Annotated in this window: 25 protein-coding genes and 3 pseudogenes; 20 read left to right on the forward strand and 8 right to left on the reverse strand. The window is 70.1% G+C overall.

What is annotated here, in order from left to right; translation table 11 throughout:
• Positions 1–70: 70 nt before the first annotated feature.
• Together AOQ53_RS01320 and AOQ53_RS01325 are read right to left on the reverse strand one after the other, a co-directional pair.
• A complete protein-coding gene (locus tag AOQ53_RS01320; protein ID WP_059414140.1) occupies positions 71–526 on the reverse strand; it encodes a tellurite resistance TerB family protein in 456 nt (151 codons plus the stop codon).
• Between the two features lie 80 nt (positions 527–606).
• Positions 607–1,602 (reverse strand): sporulation protein, encoded by a 996-nt coding sequence (locus tag AOQ53_RS01325; RefSeq protein ID WP_059414142.1) that lies wholly within the window; start codon positions 1,600–1,602, stop codon positions 607–609.
• A gap of 332 nt (positions 1,603–1,934) precedes the next feature.
• Between AOQ53_RS01325 and AOQ53_RS44370 the strand changes: the two genes are divergently transcribed.
• From AOQ53_RS44370 to AOQ53_RS01335, 3 genes are all read left to right on the forward strand, one after another.
• On the forward strand, positions 1,935–2,072 hold the full coding sequence (locus AOQ53_RS44370; protein ID WP_167745662.1) for a response regulator: 138 nt from the start codon (positions 1,935–1,937) through the stop codon (positions 2,070–2,072).
• A 172-nt stretch (positions 2,073–2,244) separates the two neighbouring features.
• Positions 2,245–3,582 carry a hemolysin family protein gene (locus AOQ53_RS01330; RefSeq protein ID WP_059414144.1) on the forward strand — a complete coding sequence of 446 codons (1,338 nt, stop codon included), beginning with the start codon at positions 2,245–2,247 and terminating at the stop codon, positions 3,580–3,582.
• Entirely contained in the window at positions 3,579–4,604 is a 1,026-nt protein-coding gene (locus AOQ53_RS01335) for a hemolysin family protein (RefSeq protein ID WP_059414146.1), read from the forward strand. The genes AOQ53_RS01330 and AOQ53_RS01335 overlap by 4 nt, the downstream gene beginning before the upstream one ends.
• A gap of 9 nt (positions 4,605–4,613) precedes the next feature.
• On the opposite strand, the pseudogene AOQ53_RS47615 reads toward AOQ53_RS01335, so the two are convergent.
• Positions 4,614–4,814 (reverse strand): annotated as a pseudogene (locus tag AOQ53_RS47615) (rhamnogalacturonan lyase family protein); the annotation flags it as partial.
• Positions 4,815–4,846: 32 nt separating this feature from the next.
• Here AOQ53_RS47615 and AOQ53_RS01340 point away from each other — a divergent pair.
• On the forward strand, positions 4,847–5,221 hold the full coding sequence (locus AOQ53_RS01340; protein ID WP_330219269.1) for an SGNH/GDSL hydrolase family protein: 375 nt from the start codon (positions 4,847–4,849) through the stop codon (positions 5,219–5,221).
• A gap of 85 nt (positions 5,222–5,306) precedes the next feature.
• Positions 5,307–5,681, forward strand: a pseudogene (locus AOQ53_RS01345) (VOC family protein); the annotation flags it as partial.
• Between the two features lie 67 nt (positions 5,682–5,748).
• On the opposite strand, the gene AOQ53_RS01350 reads toward AOQ53_RS01345, so the two are convergent.
• The 3 genes from AOQ53_RS01350 to AOQ53_RS01360 form a co-directional block, all read right to left on the reverse strand.
• On the reverse strand, positions 5,749–5,976 hold the full coding sequence (locus AOQ53_RS01350; RefSeq protein WP_330219270.1) for a helix-turn-helix domain-containing protein: 228 nt from the start codon (positions 5,974–5,976) through the stop codon (positions 5,749–5,751).
• Between the two features lie 387 nt (positions 5,977–6,363).
• Positions 6,364–6,738 (reverse strand): TraR/DksA family transcriptional regulator, encoded by a 375-nt coding sequence (locus AOQ53_RS01355; RefSeq protein WP_059414148.1) that lies wholly within the window; start codon positions 6,736–6,738, stop codon positions 6,364–6,366.
• A gap of 45 nt (positions 6,739–6,783) precedes the next feature.
• Positions 6,784–7,110, reverse strand: a complete 327-nt coding sequence (locus AOQ53_RS01360; RefSeq protein WP_059414149.1) for a TraR/DksA C4-type zinc finger protein — start codon at positions 7,108–7,110, stop codon at positions 6,784–6,786.
• Between the two features lie 292 nt (positions 7,111–7,402).
• Here AOQ53_RS01360 and AOQ53_RS01365 point away from each other — a divergent pair, with 292 nt between their 5' ends.
• The 4 genes and pseudogenes from AOQ53_RS01365 to secF all read left to right on the forward strand — a co-directional run.
• Positions 7,403–8,356 (forward strand): HAMP domain-containing sensor histidine kinase, encoded by a 954-nt coding sequence (locus tag AOQ53_RS01365; protein ID WP_059414151.1) that lies wholly within the window; start codon positions 7,403–7,405, stop codon positions 8,354–8,356.
• 2 nt (positions 8,357–8,358) lie between these two features.
• The gene (locus tag AOQ53_RS01370) at positions 8,359–9,042 is read left to right on the forward strand and encodes a response regulator (RefSeq protein WP_059414152.1); all 684 of its coding nucleotides are present in this window, start codon (positions 8,359–8,361) and stop codon (positions 9,040–9,042) included.
• 46 nt (positions 9,043–9,088) lie between these two features.
• Positions 9,089–9,472, forward strand: a complete 384-nt coding sequence (locus tag AOQ53_RS44380) for a hypothetical protein (protein ID WP_059414154.1) — start codon at positions 9,089–9,091, stop codon at positions 9,470–9,472.
• Positions 9,394–10,110 (forward strand): annotated as a pseudogene (secF, locus tag AOQ53_RS01380) (protein translocase subunit SecF); the annotation flags it as partial. The gene AOQ53_RS44380 and the pseudogene secF, both read left to right, overlap by 79 nt.
• Before the next feature lie 79 nt (positions 10,111–10,189).
• Here the strand turns inward: secF and AOQ53_RS01385 are convergent.
• The gene (locus tag AOQ53_RS01385) at positions 10,190–10,627 is read right to left on the reverse strand and encodes a DoxX family membrane protein (protein ID WP_059414158.1); all 438 of its coding nucleotides are present in this window, start codon (positions 10,625–10,627) and stop codon (positions 10,190–10,192) included.
• An 86-nt stretch (positions 10,628–10,713) separates the two neighbouring features.
• On the opposite strand from AOQ53_RS01385, the gene AOQ53_RS01390 reads away from it, so the two are divergent.
• From AOQ53_RS01390 to AOQ53_RS01430, 9 genes are all read left to right on the forward strand, one after another.
• The gene (locus AOQ53_RS01390; protein ID WP_059414161.1) at positions 10,714–11,415 is read left to right on the forward strand and encodes a helix-turn-helix transcriptional regulator; all 702 of its coding nucleotides are present in this window, start codon (positions 10,714–10,716) and stop codon (positions 11,413–11,415) included.
• A gap of 247 nt (positions 11,416–11,662) precedes the next feature.
• Positions 11,663–13,306 carry a BCCT family transporter gene (locus AOQ53_RS01395; protein ID WP_078945090.1) on the forward strand — a complete coding sequence of 548 codons (1,644 nt, stop codon included), beginning with the start codon at positions 11,663–11,665 and terminating at the stop codon, positions 13,304–13,306.
• Positions 13,307–13,585: 279 nt separating this feature from the next.
• Positions 13,586–14,671: an S-(hydroxymethyl)mycothiol dehydrogenase gene (locus AOQ53_RS01400; protein WP_059414163.1), complete on the forward strand. Its 1,086-nt coding sequence runs from the start codon at positions 13,586–13,588 to the stop codon at positions 14,669–14,671.
• The gene (locus AOQ53_RS01405) at positions 14,671–15,306 is read left to right on the forward strand and encodes an MBL fold metallo-hydrolase (RefSeq protein ID WP_059414165.1); all 636 of its coding nucleotides are present in this window, start codon (positions 14,671–14,673) and stop codon (positions 15,304–15,306) included. The genes AOQ53_RS01400 and AOQ53_RS01405 overlap by 1 nt, the downstream gene beginning before the upstream one ends.
• Before the next feature lie 255 nt (positions 15,307–15,561).
• Positions 15,562–16,623: a chorismate-binding protein gene (locus AOQ53_RS01410; protein WP_059414166.1), complete on the forward strand. Its 1,062-nt coding sequence runs from the start codon at positions 15,562–15,564 to the stop codon at positions 16,621–16,623.
• Between the two features lie 123 nt (positions 16,624–16,746).
• Entirely contained in the window at positions 16,747–17,658 is a 912-nt protein-coding gene (folP, locus tag AOQ53_RS01415; protein ID WP_078945091.1) for a dihydropteroate synthase, read from the forward strand.
• A gap of 169 nt (positions 17,659–17,827) precedes the next feature.
• Entirely contained in the window at positions 17,828–18,190 is a 363-nt protein-coding gene (locus AOQ53_RS01420) for a bifunctional 3-phenylpropionate/cinnamic acid dioxygenase ferredoxin subunit (protein WP_059414170.1), read from the forward strand.
• Positions 18,187–19,350 (forward strand): NAD(P)/FAD-dependent oxidoreductase, encoded by a 1,164-nt coding sequence (locus AOQ53_RS01425; RefSeq protein WP_078945092.1) that lies wholly within the window; start codon positions 18,187–18,189, stop codon positions 19,348–19,350. Before AOQ53_RS01420 ends, AOQ53_RS01425 begins: the two co-directional genes overlap by 4 nt.
• Positions 19,351–19,487: 137 nt before the next feature.
• On the forward strand, positions 19,488–20,618 hold the full coding sequence (locus tag AOQ53_RS01430; protein ID WP_059414175.1) for an aromatic ring-hydroxylating oxygenase subunit alpha: 1,131 nt from the start codon (positions 19,488–19,490) through the stop codon (positions 20,616–20,618).
• Between the two features lie 63 nt (positions 20,619–20,681).
• Here AOQ53_RS01430 and AOQ53_RS01435 read toward each other — a convergent pair whose 3' ends face one another.
• Positions 20,682–21,428, reverse strand: a complete 747-nt coding sequence (locus tag AOQ53_RS01435; RefSeq protein ID WP_059414177.1) for an IclR family transcriptional regulator — start codon at positions 21,426–21,428, stop codon at positions 20,682–20,684.
• 208 nt (positions 21,429–21,636) lie between these two features.
• On the opposite strand from AOQ53_RS01435, the gene betA reads away from it, so the two are divergent.
• The gene (gene betA, locus AOQ53_RS01440) at positions 21,637–23,295 is read left to right on the forward strand and encodes a choline dehydrogenase (RefSeq protein ID WP_059414179.1); all 1,659 of its coding nucleotides are present in this window, start codon (positions 21,637–21,639) and stop codon (positions 23,293–23,295) included.
• Positions 23,296–23,490: 195 nt separating this feature from the next.
• The gene (locus AOQ53_RS01445) at positions 23,491–24,960 is read left to right on the forward strand and encodes an aldehyde dehydrogenase family protein (RefSeq protein ID WP_059414181.1); all 1,470 of its coding nucleotides are present in this window, start codon (positions 23,491–23,493) and stop codon (positions 24,958–24,960) included.
• Positions 24,961–24,970 lie beyond the last annotated feature (10 nt).

The following is a 24,970-nucleotide window of genomic DNA, read 5'->3' on the forward strand; positions in this document are numbered from 1 at the left end:
GGCGGGCAACGTTGCCCGCCGGGGCACTGGGTCCGCGCGGGGCGTCGGCGCGCCGCACGGTCCGGTCGGGTCAGAGGTCGAACTCGTGCGGCGGCAGGCCGAGGGTGTAGCACGCTTCACGGACCACGGTCTGCTCGTCCTTGTCGAAGTCGCCGTCGGCACCGCCGATGACGATGCCGATCTGGATGACCGCGCGGGCCTCGGCGGGCTTCTTCTTCGCCTTGGCGATCTCCTGCATCACGCTGACCTTGCCGAAGTCGAAGTCGGCGGTGAGCTTGCCCAGGTTGTCATCGAAGCGGCGACGCAGGTCGTCGGCGTCGAAGTTCTGCAACACCTCGTTGGTGGCGATGAGCTGGGCCACGCGCTGCCGTTCGGACGGGTCGACCGTGCCGTCGGCGGCCGCGACCAGGGCGCACATGGCCATGCTCGCGTCGCGGAAGGCGCCGCTCTTCAGGTCGTTCTTCTTCGCCGTGAGCTGGGTCTGCATCGTCGATGCGGACTCCTTGAGGCGGTCCCACAGGGCCATGAGAACTCCGTAAGTGTCGGGAGGAGGATGCCCGGAAGGAGGTGTCCCGGGCAGGTTTTTCTACAGGAATGTAGAAGGTATCAGCCCTCTTCCTCCTCGTCGTCCTCGAAGAAGTCCCCGGCCTCGTCCACGACTTCGGCCGCGACCATGCCGCCGACGACACCGGCCGCGAGTCCGGCGGCGCCCGCGGCGACAGCGGTGCCCATGCCGGGACCGGAGCGGTGGTGGTCGTCGTGCCCGTGGTGGCCGCCGTGTCCGTGCTCGCCATACGGGTCACCGTGGCCGTACGTGCCGGGGGAGCCGTGCGCCGCCCGGTGCTCGACCAGCTGCCGGATCCAGCCGTCGACTTCTGCGTTCCACTCATGGGCGTCGTGGTGGCCGACCGTGAAGCGGGTCAGCGCGTCGTGGCCCCCGGTGAGGAAGCCGCCTCGCTGGTCGGCCTCCAGGACGACCTCCATGCCGCCCGGGTTGGCCAGGAAGGTCACCTCGATCTCGTTCACCAGGTGCGCGTACTGCGGCGACGGCGTGATCTCGATCTCCTGGTAGAAGGGCAGTTGCTGGCCGGTGCCGCCGATACGCCCGTACTCCAGGTCTGCGGACCTGAAGCCGAAGCCGAGCCGGCCGAGCGCCTCGAGGACCGCCTCCTGGACGGGCAGCGGGCCGACGGTCAGCGGATCCAGGTCGCCCCTGTCCTTGGCGCCGGCCACGGACAGTTCGGTCCGGACGCCGAGGACGACGCCCAAGGGCTGGCCGTGCAGCTCGGTGATCGGTGTCTCCCAGGGCAGCGTCACGCTGAACGGGATGCTGCGCAGCTCGCCCTCGGCGAGCCGGAAGCCGCCGCCGACGGTGAAACGGCCGAAGGCGACGACGCCCTCGCTCTCGCCCTCCTCGTGCTCGGCCTCGACCCGCGCCACCAACTCCAGGGTGATGTGCTCGATGTCGAAGTCGGCGCTGCCGCCCTTGAGATGGACCTGGCCGGTGAGCGCCCCGCCGGGCCGGGCCGTTCCGGGGTCGAGGATCGTGTCGACGGTGGGGCCGCCCACGCCGAGCGACGCGAGCAGTCGTTTGAACACCATGGTGGCGTCCACTCCTTGTGTGTGCGTGTGTTCCATGAGGGTGGTGCCGCCCGTCCTGGGGCATGCGGCACCACGGCGGTTCGCGAGCCGGTCACCAGGCCGCGTCGAGGACGGCCACGCGCCGGACTTCTACAAACGAGTAGAAGCATAGGGCGGTCGAGGGCGGGGCGGGGCACGGCCCCGGTGGGCGGGTCGGGAACGGCCGAAAACGGCTTCCTGCTCCGGCCAGGTGCCGCTACCCAGGAGCACGGCGCGTACTCCCGCTGTCGTGCTCGTGCGCGTTCGTTCCGGCAGGCTCATGTCGTGCGCTGCTCGACCTGACCGGCGACCTGGTGGTCGTCGCGGAGGCCGCCGACGGCGTGCAGGCGGTGGAGCCGGCCCGCACGACCCGGCCCGACGTGGTGCTGAGGGACGCCCGTTTCAAGCCTGCCGGTGTCCGGGTGAGCACCCACTCGGCCCTGGACCTGTGAGGTGTTCTGCACCTCCTTTACAGTTGCTGTAGAGGCAGGTCCACCTGTCTCCACCCACTGTCTGCATGTGCGTCTTGAGAAGGAGCGACGTTCCCCCGATGGGTGAGCCTCCCAGTACCAGCCGTGTCATCCCGCGCCCGACTCATGCGACTGAGGGAGCGGGGGTGGCACGGTGACCGAAGTCCTGCTGCTCCTGCTGGCCCTCCTCCTCACACTGGCCTGCGCGGTGTTCGTCGCGGCCGAGTTCTCCCTCACCACCGTTGAGCGCGGCGAGCTGGAGCGTGCCGCCGAGGCCGGCGAGCGCGGCGCGGACGGTGCGCTGAAGGCCGTACGGCGCCTGACCTTCCAGCTGTCCGGTGCCCAACTCGGCATCACCGTCACCTCACTGGTGATCGGCATGCTCGCCGAGCCGTCTCTGGCGGCCCTCCTGCGCGGACCGCTGAAGGCGGTCGGCCTGGGCGGCGTTACGTCATCGGTGGCGACCGTGCTGGGTGTGGTCATCTCCACCGTCGTGCTGATGGTCGTCGGTGAGCTGGTGCCCAAGAACTGGGCGATCTCCCGGCCTCTGGCGGTCGCCAAGGTGGTGGCCGGCCCGCAGCGCGGTTTCACGGCAGTGTTCGGCCCGTTCATCCGGCACCTGAACAGCACCGCGAACCGCTTTGTACGCCGCTTCGGCCTGGAGCCAGCCGAGGAGCTGGCCTCCGCTCGCAGCCCCGAGGAACTGGTCGCCCTGGCCCGGCACTCGGCCGCGGAAGGCGCCCTGGAAGCCGACTCCGCCGAACTCTTCGTCCGCACCCTGCACCTGAGCGAGCTCACGGCTGAGAACGTGATGACGCCGCGGGTCGACGTGAAGGCGCTCGAAGTGCACGCGACGGCCGCCGACGCCGCCAACCTCTCCCATGCGACCGGCCTGTCCCGCTTCCCGGTCTACCGCGACAGCCTGGACGAGGTCGTCGGCACCGTCCACATCCGGGACGTCCTCGCCCTCGACCCGGAGAAGCGGGCCGTCACCGCGGTCACGGAGCTCGCCACAGAGCCCCTGCTGGTTCCGGACAGCCTCACCGCCGACCGGCTGCTGGAGCGACTGCGGGCCTCGCGCACGATGGCCGTGGTCATCGACGAGTACGGCGGCACGGCGGGCGTGGCCACGGTGGAGGACATCGTCGAGGAGGTCGTCGGCGAGGTCCGCGACGAGCACGACCCCGTCGAGGTCGTCGACCTGCTGCCCGGGCCCCGGACCGGGGACGGCCGCGCGGTGTGGGAGGCGGACGGCAGCGTCCGTCTCGACCAGCTCGCCGAGACGGGACTCACCGCGCCCGACGGGCCGTACGAGACCGTGGCCGGCCTGATCGCCACTCGCCTGTCCCGCATCCCGGTCAAGGGCGACGTGGTGGATCTCGACGGCTGGGAGCTGGAGGTCCTCGACGTCGACCATCACCGCGCCGACCGAGTCCGCATCACCGGGCCGGTCACGGGCCGGCCCCTCCAGCTCGCGGAGGAAGCCCGATGACCTTCCTGCAACTCACCATCGGCGCGCTGACCCTGCTGACCAACGCGTTCTTCGTCGGCGCCGAGTTCGCGCTGATCTCGGTGCGCCGCAGCCAGATCGAGCCCCACGCCCAGGCGGGCAACAAGCGGGCCCGCATGACGCTGTGGGCCCTGGAAAACCTCTCCGCGATGATGGCCACCGCCCAGCTCGGCATCACCGTCTCCTCGCTGGTGCTCGGCGCTGTCGCCGAACCCGCCATAGCCCACCTGCTCGAACCCGGTTTCGAGGCGGTGCACCTCCCGCACGGGCTGGTGCACCCGGTCGCGTTCGTCATCGCGCTGACCCTGGCGACGTATCTGCACATGCTGATCGGCGAGATGGTCCCGAAGAACATCGCGCTCGCCGCGCCGGTGCCCAGTGCCCTGTTGCTCGGCCCTCCCTTGGTCGCCCTCACCCGGGCGCTGAAGCCGGTCGTGTTCGGCATCAACGCCTTCGCCAACGTTCTGCTGAAGCTGCTGCGCGTCGAGCCGAAGGACGAGGTCGAGTCGGTCTACACCGACGACCAGCTCGCCCGTATGGTCCTCGACTCCAGCCAGGCGGGTCTCCTCTCACCCGCCGACGGCGAACGGCTCCGCGACGCGCTGGAACTGGGCGCACGGCCGGTCGGCGAGATCCTCGTCCCCACCCATCGGATGCACACCGTCGACCACACCGTCACTCCTGCGCATCTCGAACGGGTGGCCGCAGGAGCGGGGTACTCCCGCTTTCCCGTCACCGGCCCCGAGGGTGCCCTTCTCGGTTACCTGCACATCAAGGACACCCTCGGCGTCACCGACCGCGAACGGCCCTTCCCCCGCGGCGCGCTGCACAAGGTCACCCGGGTGCGCATCGACACCCCGCTCGACGACACCCTCACGGCCCTGCGCGCCGAGGGCAGCCACCTCGCCGCCGTCGTCGGTGAGAGCGGCAAGGTCATCGGCTTTGTGACCATGGAGGACGTGCTGTCCGAGCTGGTCGGCCCCGCGGCTCCGGCCCCTGGGTGACCGCCCGGGATGCGGGGTCGAGTAGATGCGCAGGGCCGTGTTGTCGCCGGTGCGCCATATGACCTCCTCGCGCCAGTCGCCGAGGAGGTCGCCGGACAGGACGGGCGTGGCCTTGGTGCCGTTGTTGGAGGAGACGCCGGATCCGGTGAGCTGGCGGGTGTCGCCGGAGGTGCCGTACTTGTCGATGCGGGTGCCGTCGAGGAGCCGTCGTCACGTACTCGTTCACCAAGGTGAACGACCCGGTGTTCATCCAGTTCGGCCACAACGACAAGCAGACCAGCGCGTCCGCCTTCCGGAGCAACCTCACCTCCATGATCTCGCGGGTCCGTGCGAAGGGCGACGTCCCGGTCCTGGTGACCCCGCCGGTCCGCCGGCTGTTCGACGGCAACCGGCTCACGTCAACGGCGCTGCACGTCAACGGCGTGGGCGTGGACCTGCCCGCCGAGATGCGCTCGCTCGGCGCGGCGCAGAACGTGCCGGTGATCGACCTGACCGCCAAGAGCAAGGCGCTGGTGGAGTCCCTCGGCCCGTCCGCCTCCGCGCAGCTCCTCCTGCGCTCCTCCGTTGACGGCGGCACGGACAACACCCACTTTCGCAGCCCGCCGCATCTCAAGTAGCGCCGACGGGCCCAGTGTTGTCTCGTGGCGCACGACGAGCGCAACTCGGTGGCGTCTGGGGTGGAAGTGAGGAAGGCTCGCTCGCATGGTTTCGGTACTGCAGAACGTTGCGATCGACTGTGCGGATGCCTACGAGCTGGCCCGGTTCTGGAGCAGGGTGACTGGCCGTCCGCTGCATCCGGAGGACAAACCGGGTGACAGGGAGACCCAGGTGCTGCTGGCGGATGGCCCAGTGCTGTACTTCAACCAGGTGCCCGAGTCCAAGAAGACCAAGAACCGGATCCATCTGTGTCTGCGCCCTGAGACCTCGCGTGAGCAGGAGGTGGAACGGCTGCTGGGCCTCGGTGCCACCTTCGTCGCGGATCACCGCAATCGCGATGGCTCTGGCTGGGCAGTCCTTGCCGACCCCGAAGGCAACGAGTTCTGCGTGCTTCGCAGCGAGTCCGACCGAGCCGCCTCCTCCCCCTGGCAGAGGCACGCGCAAGCCCCGCTCACCGGCACTGAACAGTGCTTCACGTCAACACAGGTCAGTACACCTGGTCCGCAGCTATGACGGCCTGGACGAGGCCCGGGAATCTGCGGTCCAAGTCCTCCTTGCGGAGGCGCATGTACAGCCCGTTCCCGGCGTCGCGCTGGTACACCAGGCCTGCTTCGCGCAGTACTCGCCAGTGACGCGTGCGGCTGGACTTGCTCACCGGCAGGTCGAAGGAAGCGCAGAGCCGCTCTTCGTCCGGCCGTTCGGCAAGTTCAGCCACGACCCGACGCCGGTTTCCGTCGGCTAGTGCCAGAAGGATGGGCCCCACCTCCAACTCCTCGGCACGAGGGTGGGCCAACTCGCCTGCCGCCATCACTCCACCTCTCGACAAGGTACGCCTAGTTGCGTACCTTACCCAGAGGTACGCGACTGGGCGTACCTTACCGCTGTTGGGGGAGCCATGTCTGCGCCTGCATCGCCACGTCGCCGAGTTCTGTCGCGCGTCCGCTTGGCACTACGCAAGCTTCTGCTCAGCGAGCACTCTCCCTTCATGACCCTCTGACCCGGAGTGATGGGTGATTGGACGCAGGGCGTGCCCCCGCCGGCCAGGAGGATGCCGCGCTCACGGCGTCGGCGGTCAGCGGGGTGGGCAGGTGGTGTGGGCCGGTCATGGGATTGCCTCCTTGACCTGCTGGCAGCGGGCGCAGTAGCGGGCCTGCGGCACGATCATCAGCCGTTGCCGGCCGACGGGGTGCCGGCACAGGTGGCAGATGCCGTAAGTTCCCTCGTCCATGCGGGTCAGGGCCGCTTCGACGTCGGCGAGGACCATGCGGGCGGAGGCGGTGAGCTTGATGCGGACCTCCATCTGGGCTGCGGTCTGCCGCTGGAGCCGGTCCTCGGCACGGGAGGTGGTGGGTCCGGCGAGCTGGCGCAGTTGCTCTTGGCGGAACGAGCGCTGCTCGTGCAGGTGCTCGCGCAGCGCGGCGAGGTCTTCGGCCGACAGGTGGGTCGTGCTCTCGCCGATGGTCTGGTCGGTCACCACGTCACCCCTTTGAGGCACGGTGTAGGAGGTCGGTACGGGCGTCGGTCAGGCTGCGCGGCGCTGGCAGGCGACGCAGTAGCGGGTGTAGGGGAGGATCTCCAGGCGTTCCGGGGGGACCGGTTTGGCGCAGCCCAGGCAGGTTCCGTAGGTGCCGTCCTCGATGCGGGCGAAAGCTGCCTCGATCTCGTTGAGGACCCGCTCCATCGCGGTCTTCTGGACGGCCGACAGGTGGTCGTCCGTGCTGGGCCCGGACTCGTCGAGGGCCTGCAACTGAGCCAGCCGTGAGGTGCGGGCGTGCTCCAGGCGCTGACGGGCCTCGTGGAGGCGGGCCTCGTGAAGGTGGGGCTCGGTCCGGGTGACATCGAGCGACATGGTCGGTCCCTTTCTCGGCCAGGGTGATCGGGTGTCTTCCACCTTCGCCGGGCAGGTGGCGGATACCTATCGGGCACGAGGCCCATTTGCGCCGGGGCGGGGGATCCATGGGGCCGTGCCGTGGGTGGTGCTCAACGGGGGAAATGGGGGCTGGGCCCCATCGACGGGGCACTCGGGAGGGGGCAGGCTGACCGCAGGGTCACTCGGGCACCCCGGGATGAAAGCGGTGGGGCTGCGCGCGGCCCGGTGATGGAGGTGAACCGAGGTTTTCCAGAAGGGAGGCGGAGGGCCGGTGTCCCTGTTCTGGCGGATCTTCGCCCTCAACGCCGTGGTGCTGGGCACGGCCACGGCCCTGTTGCTGTGGGCGCCCGTGACCGTCTCCGTGCCGGTTCTGCTCACCGAGGCGGTCATCCTCGTCGGGGGCCTGGTCGTCATGCTGGTCGCCAACGCCGCGCTGCTGCGGCTCGGCCTGGCCCCGCTGGGCCGGCTCACGAAGCTGATGACCACGGTGGACCTGCTGCGTCCCGGCCAGCGCCTGCCCGCTTCCGGCGGCGGCGAGATCACCGAGGTGATCCGTACGTTCAACGCCATGCTGGAGCGGCTGGAGCACGAGAGGGCCACCAGCAGTGCCCGGGCCCTGCTGGCCCAGGAGGCCGAACGGCGCCGCATCGCGCAGGAACTCCACGACGAGGTCGGCCAGAGCATGACCGCGATCCTGCTGGAACTCAAGCGCGTCTCGGACGAGGCGCCGCCGACGCTGCGCGAGCAGTTGCACGAGGTGCAGGAGATCACCCGGGAGAGCCTGGACGAGGTCCGCCGCCTGGCGCGCAGGCTGCGGCCGGGAGTGCTGGACGACCTGGGTCTGGTCAGCGCGCTCACCTCGCTCACCGAGGACTTCGCCACCCACACCGGCTTGCAGGTCACCCGCCGTTTCGATGCCGACCTGCCGGTCCTGGAGCCGGGGACGGAACTGGTCCTCTACCGCGTCGCCCAGGAGTCGATGACCAACGTCGCCCGGCACGCGGACGCCACACAGGTCACCGTCGCCCTGCGTCACACCGACGACCACGTGGTGCTGGCCGTCACCGACGACGGCTGCGGCGTCGAGGCCCCCAGAGAAGGCGCCGGCATCCGCGGCATGCGCGAGCGAGCCCTGCTCATCGGCGGCAGCCTCGACATCACCCCGGCACCCGACAGCGGCACCCGGGTCCAGCTCACCGCACCCGTATCCAGGAAGCAGCTCTGACCATGCCCGAAGCGACCACGACCGCCACGACGGGGACGAGCACGATCCGCATCCTGCTCGCCGACGACCATGCGCTGGTGCGCCGCGGGGTGCGGCTCATCCTCGACCGGGAGCCGGACCTGGAGGTGGTCGCCGAGGCCGGGGACGGCGCCGAGGCCATCGAGATGGCCCGCGCCCGCGAAGTCGACCTGGCCGTGCTGGACATCGCCATGCCGCGTCTGACCGGCCTGCAGGCCGCCCGGGAACTGGCCGCCCTCAAGCCGGGCCTGCGGATCATGATGCTCACGATGCACGACAACGAGCAGTACTTCTTCCAGGCCCTGAAGGCCGGCGCGAACGGGTACGTACTGAAGTCCGTCGCCGACCGGGACCTGATCGCCGCCTGCCGGGCCGCGATGCGGGACGAGCCCTTCCTGTATCCGGGCGCGGTCACCGCCCTGATCCGCAACTACCTGGACCGGGCCCGCCACGGCGAGGAGACGCCCGACCAGATCCTCACACCCCGCGAGGAAGAGGTTCTCAAGCTGGTGGCCGAGGGGCACTCGTCCAAGGAGATCGCCGACCTGCTGTTCATCAGCGTCAAGACCGTCCAGCGGCACCGCGCCAACCTGCTGCAGAAGCTCGGCCTGCGTGACCGCCTGGAACTCACCCGGTACGCCATCCGCGCCGGTCTGATCGAAGCCTGAACCGTCCGCCCGCACCGCAGCACACGACGATGAAAGGGGACGGTGCATGCACCGCACTGCGCGCACCGCCCCCGGCACCGGCAGCGCCCGGCCCCGCGTCGCGGTACTGGCGGCCGTCGTGCTGGTGTTGCTGGCCGCGCTCGGCATCGCCGGCCTGCCGCCCGGCGCGACGAGCGAGCCGGTGGCCCGCGCGGTGGCAGGGGCCGATCGGCACGTGGACACCCCGCCACGCGCCGACGATGGGTGCGGCACCGTCTGCGCCGTCCGGGCGGCAACCCGCCCGGAGTCGCACAGCGAGCATCCTGCGCCGCGCGGCCACCTCGTCACCTGCGCCCCCGGCACGGACGTCACCCCGACCGGGTCCGCACCGCCCTCGCCGACGCCGGATTCCCCCGGGCCGTCGTGCAGTCCTCGGGCGAAACGGGCCTGACGGTGCGCACCGACCCGCTGACCAACGCCGAGGAGACCGAGGTCACCGGTGCCGTGCGCGATCTCGCGGGGCGGGCGGACAAGGTACGCGACGAACTGATCGGACCCAGCCTGGGCGAGGAACTGCGCCGGGGCGCCCTGATCGCGCTCGCCGTGGCCCTCGGCGCCCAGTTCGCCTACCTCGCGGCACGCTTCCGGTGGGTGTTCGGCACGGCGGCGGTCGTCGCCCTCGCCCACGACGTGGTGATCCTCGCCGGCGTCTTCGCCTGGCTCGGCAGGCCCGTCGACGGGGTGTTCCTGGCGGCCCTGCTCACCGTCATCGGCTACTCGGTCAACGACTCCGTGGTCCTCTTCGACCGCGTCAGGGAACTCGCCCGCAAGTCTCCCGGGGCACCGCTACCGGACATCACCGACCAGGCCATCCTGCAGACCCTGCCCCGGACCGTGAACACCGGCATCGGCGCCGCGTTCATCCTCACCGCCCTCGCCGTGCTCGGCGGGTCCTCGCTGACCGACTTCGCCCTGGCCCTGCTCATCGGCCTCGTGGTCGGTACGTACTCCTCCGTCCTCACCGCCGCCCCCGTGGCGATCGGGCTCCACCACCGCATCCCACCCCGGCAGTCGTCCGGCCGCACCTGACCCGGCCGGGGGTCGGGCGCGGGTGAGGTGGGTGAGCCCTCGTCCGGCTCACCCGCCTTCCCCCGTGCGCGCCGCCGTGTCAGTGCGGCTGCCGTTCGCCGTGGTAGCGCTGGGCGAGCCGGGCGAGGGCGACCGCGCCGAGCAGGAGGCCGAAGTCGCGCAGCGCGATGTCGTAGTACCCCGGGATGGTCAGCAGGTTGACGATGATGCCGGCCAGCCATCCGGCCACCAGCCAGCCGCCGAAGCGCGGGGCGAGAGCAACGGCGAGACCGGCGACGATCTCGATGACACCGACGGCGTACATGGCTGCCTGGGCGCTGCCGGGCACGACGTCGTCGATCCACGGGGCGAGGTAGGTGGGCCAGTCCACGAGCAGGTTGGCGAACTTGTCCAGCCCGAACAGGATCGGCGCCACGGTGAACCCGACGCGCAGGATGACGAACGCCTGGTAGCCGGGGTCACTGAGCACGGCCCGCCGGGGCGCGACGGACGGGGTGGTGTGGGTTGCGGACGTCATGACGCACCGTTCCTTCTATCGACAACTCTCACTAACGATAGAAGCGCGGAAGGCTTCTTTAGTCAATGGCTGTGGGTTTTACACTGGTGCTCGTGGATCACCCGAAAGACGCACCCCGCTCCGACGTCTCCGCCGTCGCCGCCCTGGACGAGCCGACCCGCAGGCGGCTGTACGACCACGTCGTGCGCCAGCCGGGGCCGGTCAGCCGCGACGAAGCCGCCGCCGCTCTCGGGCTGGCGCGCCAGACCGCGGCCTTCCACCTGGACCGCCTGGCCGACGAATCACTCCTCGACGTCGTCTACGAGCGGCGCAGCGGCCGCACCGGCCCGGGAGCGGGCAGGCCGGCCAAGCTCTACAAGCGCTCCGCCAAGCAGGTCACCGTCAGCCTGCCCGAGCGGCGCTACGAGCTGGCCGGACGGCTCCTCGCCCAAGCCATGGAGGAATCCGAGGCCACGGGTGAACCGGTCCGCGCCGTCCTGCACCGAAGGGCCCACCAACTCGGCGCCCAGCTCGCCGGCCAGGGCGGCACCGGCGTGTTCGACCTTCTGGAGAGGTACGGGTTCGAGCCCCGCCACGACGGTGGCGCGATCGTGCTGGGCAACTGCCCCTTCCACGCGCTCGCCCGCGAACACACCCAGACGGTGTGCGGCATGAACCTCCACCTGTTCCGGGGCGTCCTCGAAGGGCTCGACGACAGCAGTCTCCACGCATGCCTGGCGCCCAGCCCCGGCCACTGCTGTGTCCGTCTGGAACCGGCTTCCGCCCCGCCCGCGACCGCGAGTTCCTGACACACCGGTCGTCGTCCTCGGCATCGACACCAGCACCGAGAGCCTGCTCGGCGCACTCCGCCACGACGCCCGCTCCCGCGCTGGAGCGTGGCGAGAAAGGTCGGTGTACAGGGGGTTGACGCACCCGATACCTGACAGGAACTGTGTTGCACATCGAGCTCGAAGTTGCGTGTTGCGCACCGCTGCCCGCGGTGCGCAACACGGGGATGCAGACCCGCCACCCCCGTCCCCTGTCGGAAGGCTGCGGATGACTACCGCGACGACGAAGAAAACGACATCGGCCCTCGCACGGGTGGATCCGGCCGTCCTCTATGTATCGGTCACGCTGTCCGCCCTGTTCGTCGCTTGGGGGGTGTTCTTCACCGACAGTCTCGCCACGGTCGCCGAGACGACGCTGGGCCGGATCATCGACAACTTCGGCTGGCTGTTCGTCCTGACGAGTTCCGGGTTCGTGGTGCTGGCGACGGTGCTCGCGTTCAGCCGGTTCGGTTCCATCCGGCTCGGCAGAGACGGGGAGCGCCCGGAGTTCAGCACCGCGTCCTGGGTGGCGATGATGTTCAGCGCCGGCATGGGGATCGGCCTCATGTTCTACGGAGCGAGCGAGCCGATCATGCATATGTCCAGCCCGCCGCCAGGCTCCGCGAAGGCGGGCAGCGAGGACGCCGCCCGCCTGGCGTTGGAGTACTCGTACTTCCACTGGGCGATCCACCCCTGGGCGATGTACGCCGTCGCCGGGCTGGCGCTCGCCTACTTCGGTTTCCGCAAGAGCGGCAACAGCCTGATCAGCTCCGCCTTCCGCCCACTGCTGGGCGACCGGGTGGACGGACCACTGGGCAAGTCCATCGACATCCTGGCGATCTTCGCCACCCTCTTCGGTTCAGCCGTCTCCCTCGGGCTGGGCGCGCTCCAGGTCAACCGGGGGCTGAACGAGGTCTGGGGCGTCCCCGACTCCACCGCGCTGGCCGTCTCGGTCATCGCGGTCCTCACCGTCCTGTTCGTGATCTCCGCCCTCTCCGGCGTGCATCGCGGCATCCAGTGGCTGAGCAACGGCAACATGATTCTCGCCGCCGTGCTGCTGCTCTTCGTCTTCGTGGTGGGCCCCACGGTGTTCATCCTGGAGAGCCAGACCGAGGCGCTGGGCGGCTATCTGGCCTCGCTGCCGAAGATGAGTTTCACGACGGGTGCCTTCGGCGGCGGTGAATGGCTCTCCGGCTGGACGGTCTTCTACTGGGCGTGGTGGATCTCCTGGACGCCGTTCGTCGGGACGTTCATCGCCCGGATCTCCCGCGGGCGGACCATCCGGGAGTTCATCGTCGGCGTGATCCTCGCGCCGAGCCTGGTGAGTGTCGTGTGGTTCGCGATCCTCGGCGGGACGGCCCTGAACCAGGAGATGCACGGCGGTCACCTGGCCGCGGCGGTCGCCAAGGGCGAGGAAGCGGGCCTCTTCGCCACCCTGCGGAACCTTCCCTGGTTCCCCGTCACCTCGGTCCTGGTGATCGTTCTGGTCGGCCTGTTCTTCGTGAGCGGTGCGGATGCGGCATCCGTGGTCCTCGGCATGCTCTCCTGCCGGGGCGACATGGCCCCCGGTCGCCTCGTCGTGATCCTCTGGGGTGCGCTGACGGGTCTGGTCGCGGCCGTGCTGTTGATGGCCGGAGGCCTGGAGGCGGTCAAACAGGTGGCCATCATCGCCGCGTTCCCGTTCCTCTTCGTGATGATCGGCCTGTGCGTCTCCCTCGTGAAGGCGCTGCGCGCCGAGCCGATCCCCGCCTCGTCGGCGGAACGGGAAGGTCTCGCCGACGCCGACGCCGACGCCGACGCCGCCGCCGAGCCGGGGCCGGACGACGGTGTACGGCCGGCCGAGGCCATGGCGGACTCGCAGCCCGCGGGCTGAGCTGCCCGGCCGGCCGAACCGGAGGAGCGCGACTCGGCCGGAATCGGACGAACGTGAGGGCCGCCTCCCCGGAGTGTCCGAGGGGCGCGGTCCCTCATGTGCGCCCGTGGCGAGCCTCTTCGTCGGTTTCCCGCTCCGACGGATCCGGCCGAGTCGTCCCGGTTGGTGTCAACCCCTTGACCGTCGGCGTGCTTCTCCACGATGCTCAGTTGCGTATAGCGGTGCGTGTAGCGAATGAGGCAACGCACTCGCGAGGGTTTCCCGCTTGAGGAGCAGCTCATGGCTCACGAGGTTCGTGCCGTCGTCGCCCGGAAGAAGGGCGCGCCCGTCTCCGTCGAGACGATCGTCGTCCCGGATCCTGGTCCGGGTGAGGCGCTGGTCAAGGTCGAGGCGTGCGGCGTCTGTCATACCGATCTCCACTACCGCGAAGGCGGGATCAACGACGAATTCCCCTTCCTCCTGGGGCACGAGGCGGCAGGCCGCGTCGAGGCGGTCGGGGAGGGAGTCACCGGCGTCGAGCCCGGCGACTTCGTCATCCTCAACTGGCGTGCGGTGTGCGGCCAGTGCCGGGCTTGCAGCAAGGGCAAGCCCTGGTACTGCTTCGCCACCCACAACGCGACACAGCCGATGACGCTGCTCGACGGCACCCCGCTCTCGCCGGCACTCGGCATCGGCGCGTTCGCGGAGAAGACGCTGGTCGCCGCCGGGCAGTGCACCAAGGTGGATCCGGCGGCCCCGGCGGCGGCAGCCGGTCTGCTCGGGTGCGGCGTCATGGCGGGCTTCGGCGCGGCCGTGAACACCGGTGCCGTCGGCCGGGGCGACTCCGTCGCCGTCATCGGCTGCGGCGGCGTCGGAATGGCCGCCGTCGCGGGCGCGAGGCTGGCCGGGGCGAGCAAGGTCATCGCCGTCGACATCGACCAGCGCAAGCTGGACCGGGCCATGGCCATGGGGGCCACCCACACGGTCGACGGGGCGAAGGGCGACGTCGTGGAAGCGGTGCGCGAGCTGACGGGCGGCTTCGGCGCGGACGTCGTCGTGGAGGCCGTCGGCCGCCCCGAGACGTACCGGCAGGCCTTCTACGCCCGCGACCTGGCGGGCACGGTCGTGCTGGTCGGCGTGCCCACCCCGGAGATGAAGGTGGAGCTGCCCCTGCTCGACGTCTTCGGCCGGGGCGGCTCGCTGAAGTCCAGCTGGTACGGCGACTGCCTGCCCTCGCGCGACTTCCCGGCCCTCATCGACCTGTATCTGGGAGGCCGTTTCGACCTGGACGCGTTCGTCTCCGAGACCATCGGCCTCGGTGACGTGGAGGAGGCGTTCGAGAAGATGCACCGCGGCGACGTGCTGCGCTCGGTGGTGGTGCTGTGATGGCCGGCGCACCGCGCATCGAACACCTCGTCACCAGCGGGACCTTCAGCCTCGACGGCGGGACCTGGGACGTCGACAACAACGTCTGGATCATCGGTGACGACGACGAGGTGGTCGTCATCGACGCGGCACACGATTCCGACGCCATCTTGGAGGCCGTCGGTGACCGTCGCCTGTCGGCCATCGTGTGCACCCACGCCCACGACGACCATGTGCGCGCCGCACCGGACGTCGCCCTGGCCACGGGCGCGCCCATTCTCCTGCACCCTGACGACCATGTGCTGTGGAAGATGGTGCACCCCGGCCGGCGGCCCGACGGCCCGCTCGCCGACGGTGACGAACTCATGGTGGCGGGCATCGGCCTGCGTGTCCTCCACACACCCGGACACGCTCCGGGTGCCGTGTGCCTGTACGCACCCGAACTGGGCGCACTGTTCAGCGGTGACACGCTGTTCGCCGGAGGCCCCGGCGCGACAGGGCGCTCGTACAGCGACTTCGGCACGATCATCGGCTCCATCGGTGACCGGCTGCTGACCCTCCCGGGTGAGACGGTCGTCCACACCGGACACGGCGAGACGACGACCGTCGAGGCGGAGGCACCGCACCTTCAGGAGTGGGCGGCCCGCGGCTGGTGACAGGGCGCCGCCAGGCCGGCCGGGGGCGATCGAGTGCCCGCGTGTCTCCTCGCTCGGGACCCGCGAACGAGAGCCCGCCCCCGGGCCGGCATCCCGCGAGCCCGTCGGCATGCCCGTGTGCCTGGTCGGCATACCGGCGTACCCGGCCGTCGTGGCCCTGTCCTCGGCCGTCGTGGCCGTGTCCTCGGCCGTCGCGGCCAGGAACGACCGTCATGACCAAGGACCATCCGTCCCGCCGACCCCGGACGAACCGCCGTGCACGCTCCCGCCCCGATGGCCCGCTTCGGCGGCCTCGTCGCCGCTGATCTGCGTGATGTGACCAGCGATCCCGCCGCCCTGGACTCCTCCGGCTTCTGGGCGGTCGTCGCGGACTTCGAAGGCCGCCTGGTCTGCGCCCGGTTCGGCCGGCTGCGCACCGCGCAGGTGCCCGCTCCGCAGACCGGGGCCTGGCGGGGCCCGGCCGCAGGCGACTGGACCTCGTCGCTGGACCGCACCGCCTACACCGCGGGCGTGCGCCGCATCCGCGAGCACATCGCGGCGGGCGACGTCTACCAGGCCAATCTCTGCCGCGTGCTCTCCGCACCCCTGCCCGACCCGGCCGCCGCCGACATCGACGCGCTCACCGGGCTGCTCGCCCGCGGCAACCCCGCGCCCTACGCCGGTACGGTCCGGCTTCCCGCGCACGGCGTCGAAGTGGCCACCGCCTCGCCCGAACTCTTCCTGCGCCGTACCGGCCGGACCGTGGAGTCCGGGCCGATCAAAGGCACGGGCCGTACGGCGGACGATCTGCTCGAGAAGGACCACGCCGAGAACGTGATGATCGTGGACCTGGTCCGCAACGACCTGGGGCGGGTCTGCGCCACCGGATCCGTGACCGTCCCGGCCCTGTGCGCCGTCGAGCGGCACCCGGGCCTGGTGCATCTCGTCTCCACCGTGCGCGGGGAGCTGGCGCAGGGCGCGGGCTGGCCCGAGCTGATGGCCGGGACCTTCCCACCGGGTTCCGTGACCGGCGCGCCCAAAACCAGCGCACTGCGCATCATCGACGCCCTGGAGACCGCGCCCCGCGGCCCGTACTGCGGCGCCATCGGCTGGGTCGACGCCGACCGGGGGACCGGTGAACTGGCTGTGGGCATCCGCACCTTCTGGATCGACCGTGCCGCCCCGGCGGGGCCGGTGCTGCGCTTCGGTACGGGCGCCGGCATCACCTGGGGGTCCGACCCCGGGCGGGAGTGGGACGAGACCGAACTGAAGGCCTCTCGGCTGCTCACTCTGGCGTCGAGGCCGCATGGCGAGGCCGAGTCCCTCCACCTGCCTTGACAGTGTCGCGCGGCCGTCCTCAGACTCGTTGCTCAAATCGCACATTGTTCCTCTATGCGCAACGAGGTCACCAGGTCCCATGATGATTTCCGCACGCCGTCCCGTCGACCAGCTCCGAGTCGCGTGAGCACCGCCGCCCGGCCCGGCCGGGCCGCTCCCGCGCTCCATCCGCGAGGACTTCCCCGCCTCGACCGGACCCTGGTGATGGGCATCGTGAACGTCACGCCCGACTCGTTCTCCGACGGCGGGCGCTGGTTCGATCCGGAACGGGCCGTCACGCACGGCCTCGCGCTGCTCGACGAGGGCGCGGACATCCTGGACGTGGGTGGCGAGTCGACCCGTCCCGGCGCCGCGCGCCCGGCCGTCGAGGAGGAGCTGCGGCGCGTGCTGCCGGTCGTCCGCGAACTCGCCGCCGCGGGTGCGACGGTCAGTGTCGACACGATGCGGGCCGAGGTCGCCGCTCATGCCATCGAGGCCGGCGCCGCCCTGGTCAACGATGTCTCCGGCGGGCTCGCCGACCCGGAGATGCTGCCGCTGATGGCCCGGGCCGGTGCGCCCTACGTGCTCATGCACTGGCGCGGGCACTCCGCGGGGATGCAGGCGAACGCCGTGTACGACGACGTCGTCACCGACGTGGTCGACGAGTTGCGGGCGAGAGTCGACGCGGCCTTGCACGCCGGGGTCCCGGCGGACTGTCTCATCGTCGACCCGGGGCTCGGGTTCGCCAAGCACGCCGAGCACAACTGGCGGCTGCTCGGCCGTCTCCGGGAGGTCGTCGCGCTCGGCCGGCCGGTCCTGGTGGGTGCGGCGCGGAAGTCCTTTCTGGGTCACCTGCTCGCCGACCCGGAGACAGGGCAGCCCCGCCCGGCGCACCTGCGGGACGCGGCCACCTCCGCGGTGTCGGTCCTGGCCGCCGCGCAGGGCGCCTGGTGCGTGCGCGTCCACGACGTCGCCTCGACGGCCGACGCGGTGCGCGTGGCCGCTCGGTGGGGCCTCGATTCCGCGGCGACGCCGCTGCCGATGGGCCAGTTCTGAGAGGCGTTCCGCTCTGACCTGCGTTTCCCATGGTGCAGGGGGTTGCGTGATATGCAACACGAAATATGGGCGCCAGGTGACCCGTGAACTCCTTGACAAGGGTTTGTGGGCGCCCTCAAACTGGCGTTGCGTTCACCGCAATCCGTTCCGCTATACGCACCGAGGTGTCATGATGATTGCCGCGTGCCGTCTCGTGGATCTGCCCCGAGGCGAGGCCCACAGGCTCGACATCGACCCGCCGGTCTCGGTGTTCCACACCGATGACGGCGAACTCTTCGCCATCGACGACACATGCACCCACCAGGACGCCTCGCTTGCCGACGGCTGGCTGGAGGGCTGTGAGGTCGAATGCCCGCTGCACGCCTCGAAGTTCAACCTCAAGACGGGAGCCGTCGACGCCCCGCCGGCCAAGCTCCCGGTGCGCACGCACGAGGTCTTCGTCGAGGACGGCATGATCTACGTCCGGCTGTCCACGGCAGCTCCGAACCTGCCTCCCTGCATCGCGGCCCGGCTCGTGGGGGGCGTCACGTGAGGACCGTGGCCGTGGTGGGCGCGTCGCTGGCCGGTCTGTCGGCGGCGCGCTCGTTGCGGAAACAGGGATACGACGGACGGCTGGTCGTCATCGGCGACGAAATCCATCGCCCGTACGACAGGCCGCCACTGTCCAAGGAGTTCCTGGCCGGTGGCATCAGCGAAGCCGATCTCGCACTGGAGTCGGACGACGAGGACTTGCAGGCGGAGTGGCTGCTCGGAGCCCGCGCCGCCGGACTCGACACCACGCCCCGCGCCGTGCGGCTCACCGACGGCCGGGAAGTGCGGGCCGACGGCATCGTCATCGCCACCGGTGCCGCCGCCCGGACCCTGCCCGGTATGGATGGACTGGCCGGTGTGCACACCCTGCGCACACTGGACGACGCCCGCGCCCTGCGGGACGAACTGACCCAAGGCGGACGCCTGGTCGTGATCGGCGGCGGCTTCATCGGTGCCGAGGTCGCCTCCACCGCCTACGCTCTCGGCCTCGACGTGACCATCGTCGAGGCGGCGCCCACACCACTGGCCGGACCGCTCGGCGCGGCCATGGGGCGTATCGTCTCCGCCCTCCACGCGGACCACGGCGTACACCTGTTGTGCGGCGTGGGCGTCAAGGGACTGAGCGGCGAGAACCGCGTCGACGCGGTCCTGATGGAGGACGGCCGGAGCATCCCCGCCGACATAGTCGTCGTGGGTGTCGGGGCCCGTCCCTGCGTCGAGTGGCTGGCCGGATCGGGTGTCGAACTCGACGACGGCGTCAAGTGCGGTGCGGACGGCCGGACCAGCCTGGCCGGGGTGGTCGCGGTCGGCGACTGCGCCTCCTGGTACGACCCGCGCGCAGGCACGCACCGCCGCGTCGAGCACTGGACAGGCGCCCGCGAACGCCCCGACGCGGCCGTGGCCGCCCTGCTGTCCTGGGGTGAGTCCGAACCGGGCACACCCCGGCCGCCGTACTTCTGGTCCGACCAGTACGGCGTGAAGATCCAGTTCGCCGGCCATGCGGCCCGCGCCGACAGCGTGACGATCGAGGAAGGCACCGCGGACGATCGCAACGTCCTGGCCGTCTACCGGCGTGCCGGACACCCGGTCGCCGTACTCGGGATGAACCAGCCGAAGCTGTTCATGCGCTGGCGCAAGCAGCTCGCGGCCAAGGCGCCCTGACAGGGGCGTAGACCGCACTCACAACCGCTGTTGCGCGGAGGGGCCGGCCCGCCGCGCTGCTCCTTACCAACGACGTCCGGTGTCGCTCTTCCCGGCGCGTGCATGCCCGATCCACTCGTCTCCCCGAGGAGTGCACTGTGACCTCGACCGGCCTGCCGGAAAGCCTGATCGCCACCCTCCCCGGTTCCTCCTACACGGATCCGAAGATCTTCGCCCAGGAGCAGGAACACATCTTCGAGGCGATGTGGTTCTGCGCCGTGCGCTCCGCCGACCTCGCCCGGCCCGGTGCCTTCCGGACCGTCGAGGTGGGCCGCGAGAGCATCCTGATCACCCGGGCACGGGACAACTCCATACGTGCATTCTTCAATGTCTGCCGGCACCGCGGAGCCAAGCTCTGCACGGCGGAGACCGGCGAGGTCAAACGCGCCTTCCAGTGCCCTTATCACGCCTGGACCTACGACCTGACGGGCAAACTCGTCGCGGCACCCAACCTCACCAAGATGCCCGACATCAGCCGCACCGAGTACGGCCTGGCAGCAGTGGCCACGCGGGAATGGCTCGGCTATGTGTGGGTGTGCCTCGCAGAGGACCCGCCCCCCTTCGACGAGGTCGTGGGGGATGTGGTCGCGCGCCTGGGCGACACGGAGTCGATCGAGCACTACGACATCGACAACCTCGAAGTCGGCAAACGCATCGTCTACGACGTGAAGGCGAACTGGAAACTCATCGTCGAGAACTTCATGGAGTGCTATCACTGCGCGACGATCCACCCCGAACTGACCGAGGTCCTCCCCGAGTTCGCCGACGGGTACGCCGCCCAGTACTACGTGGGACACGGTGCGGAGTTCGGCTCCGAGGTCAAGGGCTTCACCGTCGACGGCTCCGAAGGCCTCGACCGCATTCCCGGCGTCACCGAGGACCAGGATCGCCGTTACTACGCGATCACCGTCCGGCCGCAGGTGTTCATCAACCTCGTGCCCGACCATGTGATCTTCCACCGGATGTACCCGGTCGCCGCGGACCGCACCATCGTCGAGTGCGACTGGCTCTACCTCAAACACGTCGTCGAGAGCGGCAAGGACGTCACCCGGTCGGTGGAGCTCTTCGACCGGGTCAACCGGCAGGACTTCGACGCATGCGAGCGCTGTCAGCCCGCGATGAGCTCCCGGCTGTACACCAAGGGCGGAGTCCTCGTGCCCAGCGAGCATCACATCGGTGAGTTCCACGCCTTCGTCCAGGAGCGTCTGGGCGCGGGGCGGCCACGGTAGCGGCGGTTCACGTCGGGCCGCCACCTGGTGTGCAGGGCGCACGTCGAAGGCGGCGCGGCGGGCTCAGCCCAGGTAGCCCATGCGATAGCTGATCTCGTCCGCGCCCTTGACCAGCACCGGTGCCAGCTCGTGCATGCGGTCCTCGGTGAGCCGGTACGCCGGTCCGGAGGCGCTGATCGCCGCGATGACGTCGCCGTCCCTGTTGCGGACCGGGGCGGCCATGGCGTGCAGTCCTACCTCGAACTCCTCCAGGGTCCAGGAGTAGCCACGCTCGAGCGCCTCGGCGAGGTTCTTCTCGAGCTTCGTCTTCGCGGTCAGGGTGCGGGGGGTCACCTTCTTCAGACCGACCTCCGACAGCAGCGCGGCACGCTCCTTCGCCGGCATGTGGGCCAGCAGGATCTTGCCGCTGGAGGTGGCGTGCAACGGCGTCAGCTGGCCGACCCAGTTGAACGCCGTGACAGCACCCGGACCGCGCACCTGATACAGGTTGATCGCGTAACGCTCCTGCATCACGGCGAGGTTCACGGTCTCGCCGATCTCCTCCGCGAGACGCTCGCAGACCGGGCGGCTCTGCTGGGTGATGTCGATGCGCTCGGTGACCGCGCCGGCGAGGCGGACGATGCCGAAACCGAGGCGGTACTTGCCGCGCTCGCCTGCCTGCTCCACCAGGCCGCGCACCTCCAGGGCGCCGAGCAGCCGGAACGCGGTGGACTTGTGGACATCGATCTCGGCGGCCACCTCGCTGACGCCGGCCTCACCGCGCTGGGCCAGGATCTCCAGCACGGTGATGGCGCGGTCGACCGACTGCACCCCACCGGTCGGCGCAGTTGTCGTCTCGGAATCCGCATGGTAGTTGCTCACAACGCAACTATACGGGCGTTAAACATAGCCGACAGCGGTGCAGGTCACGGGCTTGGCATGACATTGCAGAAGTTGCGTTGCTCGCAACCTGGTGCACATAGAGATACAAGTACTAGCATGCCGCGCATTCTCTACGGCGCGACCGAGGCGAGGCCCCATGGCTCACTTGCAGTACGACTTCGTCATCGTCGGTGGTGGATCGGCCGGCAGTGCACTGGCCAACCGGCTCTCCGCGGACCCCGGCAACCGGGTGCTGGTGCTGGAGGCGGGCAGGTCCGACTACCCCTGGGATGTCTTTATCCACATGCCCGCGGCACTGACCTACCCGATCGGCAGCCGGTTCTACGACTGGAAGTACGAGTCCGAACCGGAGCCCCACATGGGCGGGCGGCGCGTCTACCACGCGCGAGGCAAGGTACTGGGCGGTTCCAGCAGCATCAACGGCATGATCTTCCAGCGCGGCAACCCCATGGACTACGAGCGCTGGGCGGCCGACCCGGGCATGAAGACCTGGGACTACGCGCACTGCCTGCCGTACTTCCGGCGGATGGAGAACTGCCTCGCCGCCGACCCGGACGACGAGTTCCGCGGTCACGACGGTCCACTCGTCCTGGAACGCGGCCCGGGGGACAATCCGCTCTTCAAGGCCTTCCTGAAGGCCACCGAGGAGGCGGGCCACGCTCCCACCGACGACGTGAACGGCTATCGGCAGGAAGGTTTCGCCAGATTCGACCGCAACGTCCACCGCGGCCGCCGCCTGTCGGCCTCCAAGGCCTATCTCAAGCCCGTGCGAAAGCGCCCCAACCTCACGATCAAGACGCGCAGCCTGGTCACCCGCGTCCTCTTCGAAGGCAAGCGGGCCGTCGGCGTGGAGTACCGGCGTGGCCGCGGCAGACCCCAGCGGGTGCGTGCCCGCGAAATCATCCTCTGCGGAGGCGCGATCAACTCCCCGCAGCTGCTCCAGCTCTCGGGCGTCGGCAACGCCGAGGAACTGCGCGCGCTCGGCATCGACGTCGTACACGATCTGCCGGGTGTCGGCGAGAACCTCCAGGACCACCTGGAGGTGTACATCCAGTACGCCTGCAAGCAGCCCGTTTCCATGCAGCCGTACCTCGCGAAGTGGCGGGCCCCTTTCATCGGCCTGCAGTGGCTGTTCCGCACGGGCCCCGCCGCGACCAACCACTTCGAAGCGGGCGGCTTCGTCCGCAGCAACGAGGATGTGCCCTACCCCAACCTGATGTTCCACTTCCTGCCCATCGCGGTCCGCTACGACGGCTCCGTGCCCGCCGGTGGACACGGCTACCAGGTGCACGTCGGGCCCATGTACTCCGACGCCATCGGCTCGGTGAAGATCAAGAGCAAGGACCCGGCCGAGCACCCCGCGCTGCGCTTCAACTACCTGTCCACCGAGCAGGACCGCCGCGAGTGGGTCGAGGCCGTCAGGGTCGCCCGTGAGCTGCTCAACCAGCCCGCCATGGCCCCGTACAACGCCGGGGAGGTCTCGCCCGGACCGTCCGTCGAGACCGACGAGGAGATCCTCGCCTGGGTCGCCAAGGACGGCGAGACCGCGCTGCATCCGTCCTGCACCTGCAAGATGGGCACCGACGAGATGGCCGTCGTGGACCCGGCCAGCATGCGGGTGCACGGGGTGGAGGGGCTGCGTGTCGTCGACGCGTCGGTGATGCCCTACATCACCAACGGCAACATCTACGCGCCGGTGATGATGATCGCGGAAAAGGCGGCCGACCTCATCCTCGGAAAGGACCCGCTGCCGCCGTCCAGCGCCGCGTATTACCGGCACCGCTCCCTGCCGTAACCGGCGGTTTTCAGACAGTCGGCAGGCCCGGAGGCGAGGCGTTCCGGGCCGACCGGCGTGCCCTCCCCGTGGCTGTCTCCTTGGTGAAACCGTCATCGGTCACCCCCTTGACGTGGGGTGCAGCCTTCTACAGAGTGTTCCACCACAAGCAATGCGGTGCACGATGCGCAACGCGATCCGCTCGAAGGGCCCGACGTGGCAGACCTGTACGTAGACGGAAAATGGCGGGATCCCGTGGCCGGCGGCCACCGGGACATCCGCTGCCCCGCCGACGGCACGCTCTCCGTGACCGTGTCCGAAGGTACCCGTCCGGACACCGAGGCGGCCATCGCCGCGGCCCGCCGGGCCTTCGACGAAGGGCCCTGGCCGCGCACCTCCGAGCGTGAGCGCGGCGCGCTCCTCCTGCGCACCGCCGACCTCCTCGAACGCGACGCCGACGCGTTCGCCCGTGCCGAATCGCTGGACACCGGCAAACGGCTGGTGGAGAGCGAGTACGACATCGCCGACGTCGTCTCCTGCTTCCGCTACTACGGAGGGCTCGGCGGCACCGGCGCCGGCCGGGTGATCGACACCGGCCGTGACGACGCCGTCAGCCGCGTCGTCTACGAGCCGATCGGCGTGTGCGGACTGATCACCCCCTGGAACTACCCGTTGCTCCAGGCGAGTTGGAAGGTCGCGCCCGCTCTCCTCGCGGGCAACACGATCGTCCTCAAGCCCAGTGAGCTCACCCCCTCGACGTCCATCCTGCTGATGAAGGCGCTGGAGGAGGCCGGGCTCCCGGCCGGTGCCGCCAACCTCGTCCTGGGGACCGGGCCCGAGGTGGGCGCACCGCTCGCCGAGGACCCCGCCGTCGACATGGTCTCCTTCACCGGCGGCCTGGACACCGGCAGACGCATCATGGCCACCGCTGCCGCCACCGTGAAGAAGGTCGCGCTGGAGCTCGGCGGCAAGAACCCCAATGTCGTCTTCGCCGACGCCGACTTCGAGACGGCCGTGGACTTCGCGCTCACGGCCGTCTTCCTGCATTCCGGCCAGGTCTGCTCGGCCGGCGCCCGGCTGATCGTCGAGGACTCGCTGCACGACCGGTTCGTCGACGAGGTGGTCCGCCGCGCCCGGCGGATCCGGCTCGGCGGCCCCTTCGATCCGCGGGCCGAGACCGGCCCGCTGATCTCCGCGCAGCACCTGGCGAAGGTCGAGGCGTACGTCGCGACCGGACTCGCCGAGGGCGCCGTCCTGCGCTGCGGTGGTGGACGCCCCGACGACCCGGCACTGGCGGACGGCCACTACTACCCGCCCACCGTGCTCGACGAGTGCGGTCAGGACATGCGGGTGGTGCACGAGGAGTCCTTCGGTCCCGTGCTCACCGTGGAGCGCTTCACCGGCGAGGACGACGCCGTACGCATCGCCAACGACACCGAGTACGGACTCGCCGGCGCCGTCTGGACGCAGGACGCCGGGAAGGCCCAGCGGGTCGCCCGCCGGCTGCGCCACGGCACGGTGTGGATCAACGATTACCACCCCTATGTGCCGCAGGCGGAATGGGGTGGGTTCGGGCACTCCGGCGTGGGCCGGGAGCTGGGCCCGACCGGCCTGGACGAGTACCGGGAACCCAAACACATCTGGCAGAACATCCAACCCCGGCCGCAGCACTGGTTCCGCGGCTGAACGCCGAAAA

This window comes from Streptomyces azureus (genome assembly GCF_001270025.1).
Taxonomy (GTDB): domain Bacteria; phylum Actinomycetota; class Actinomycetes; order Streptomycetales; family Streptomycetaceae; genus Streptomyces; species Streptomyces azureus.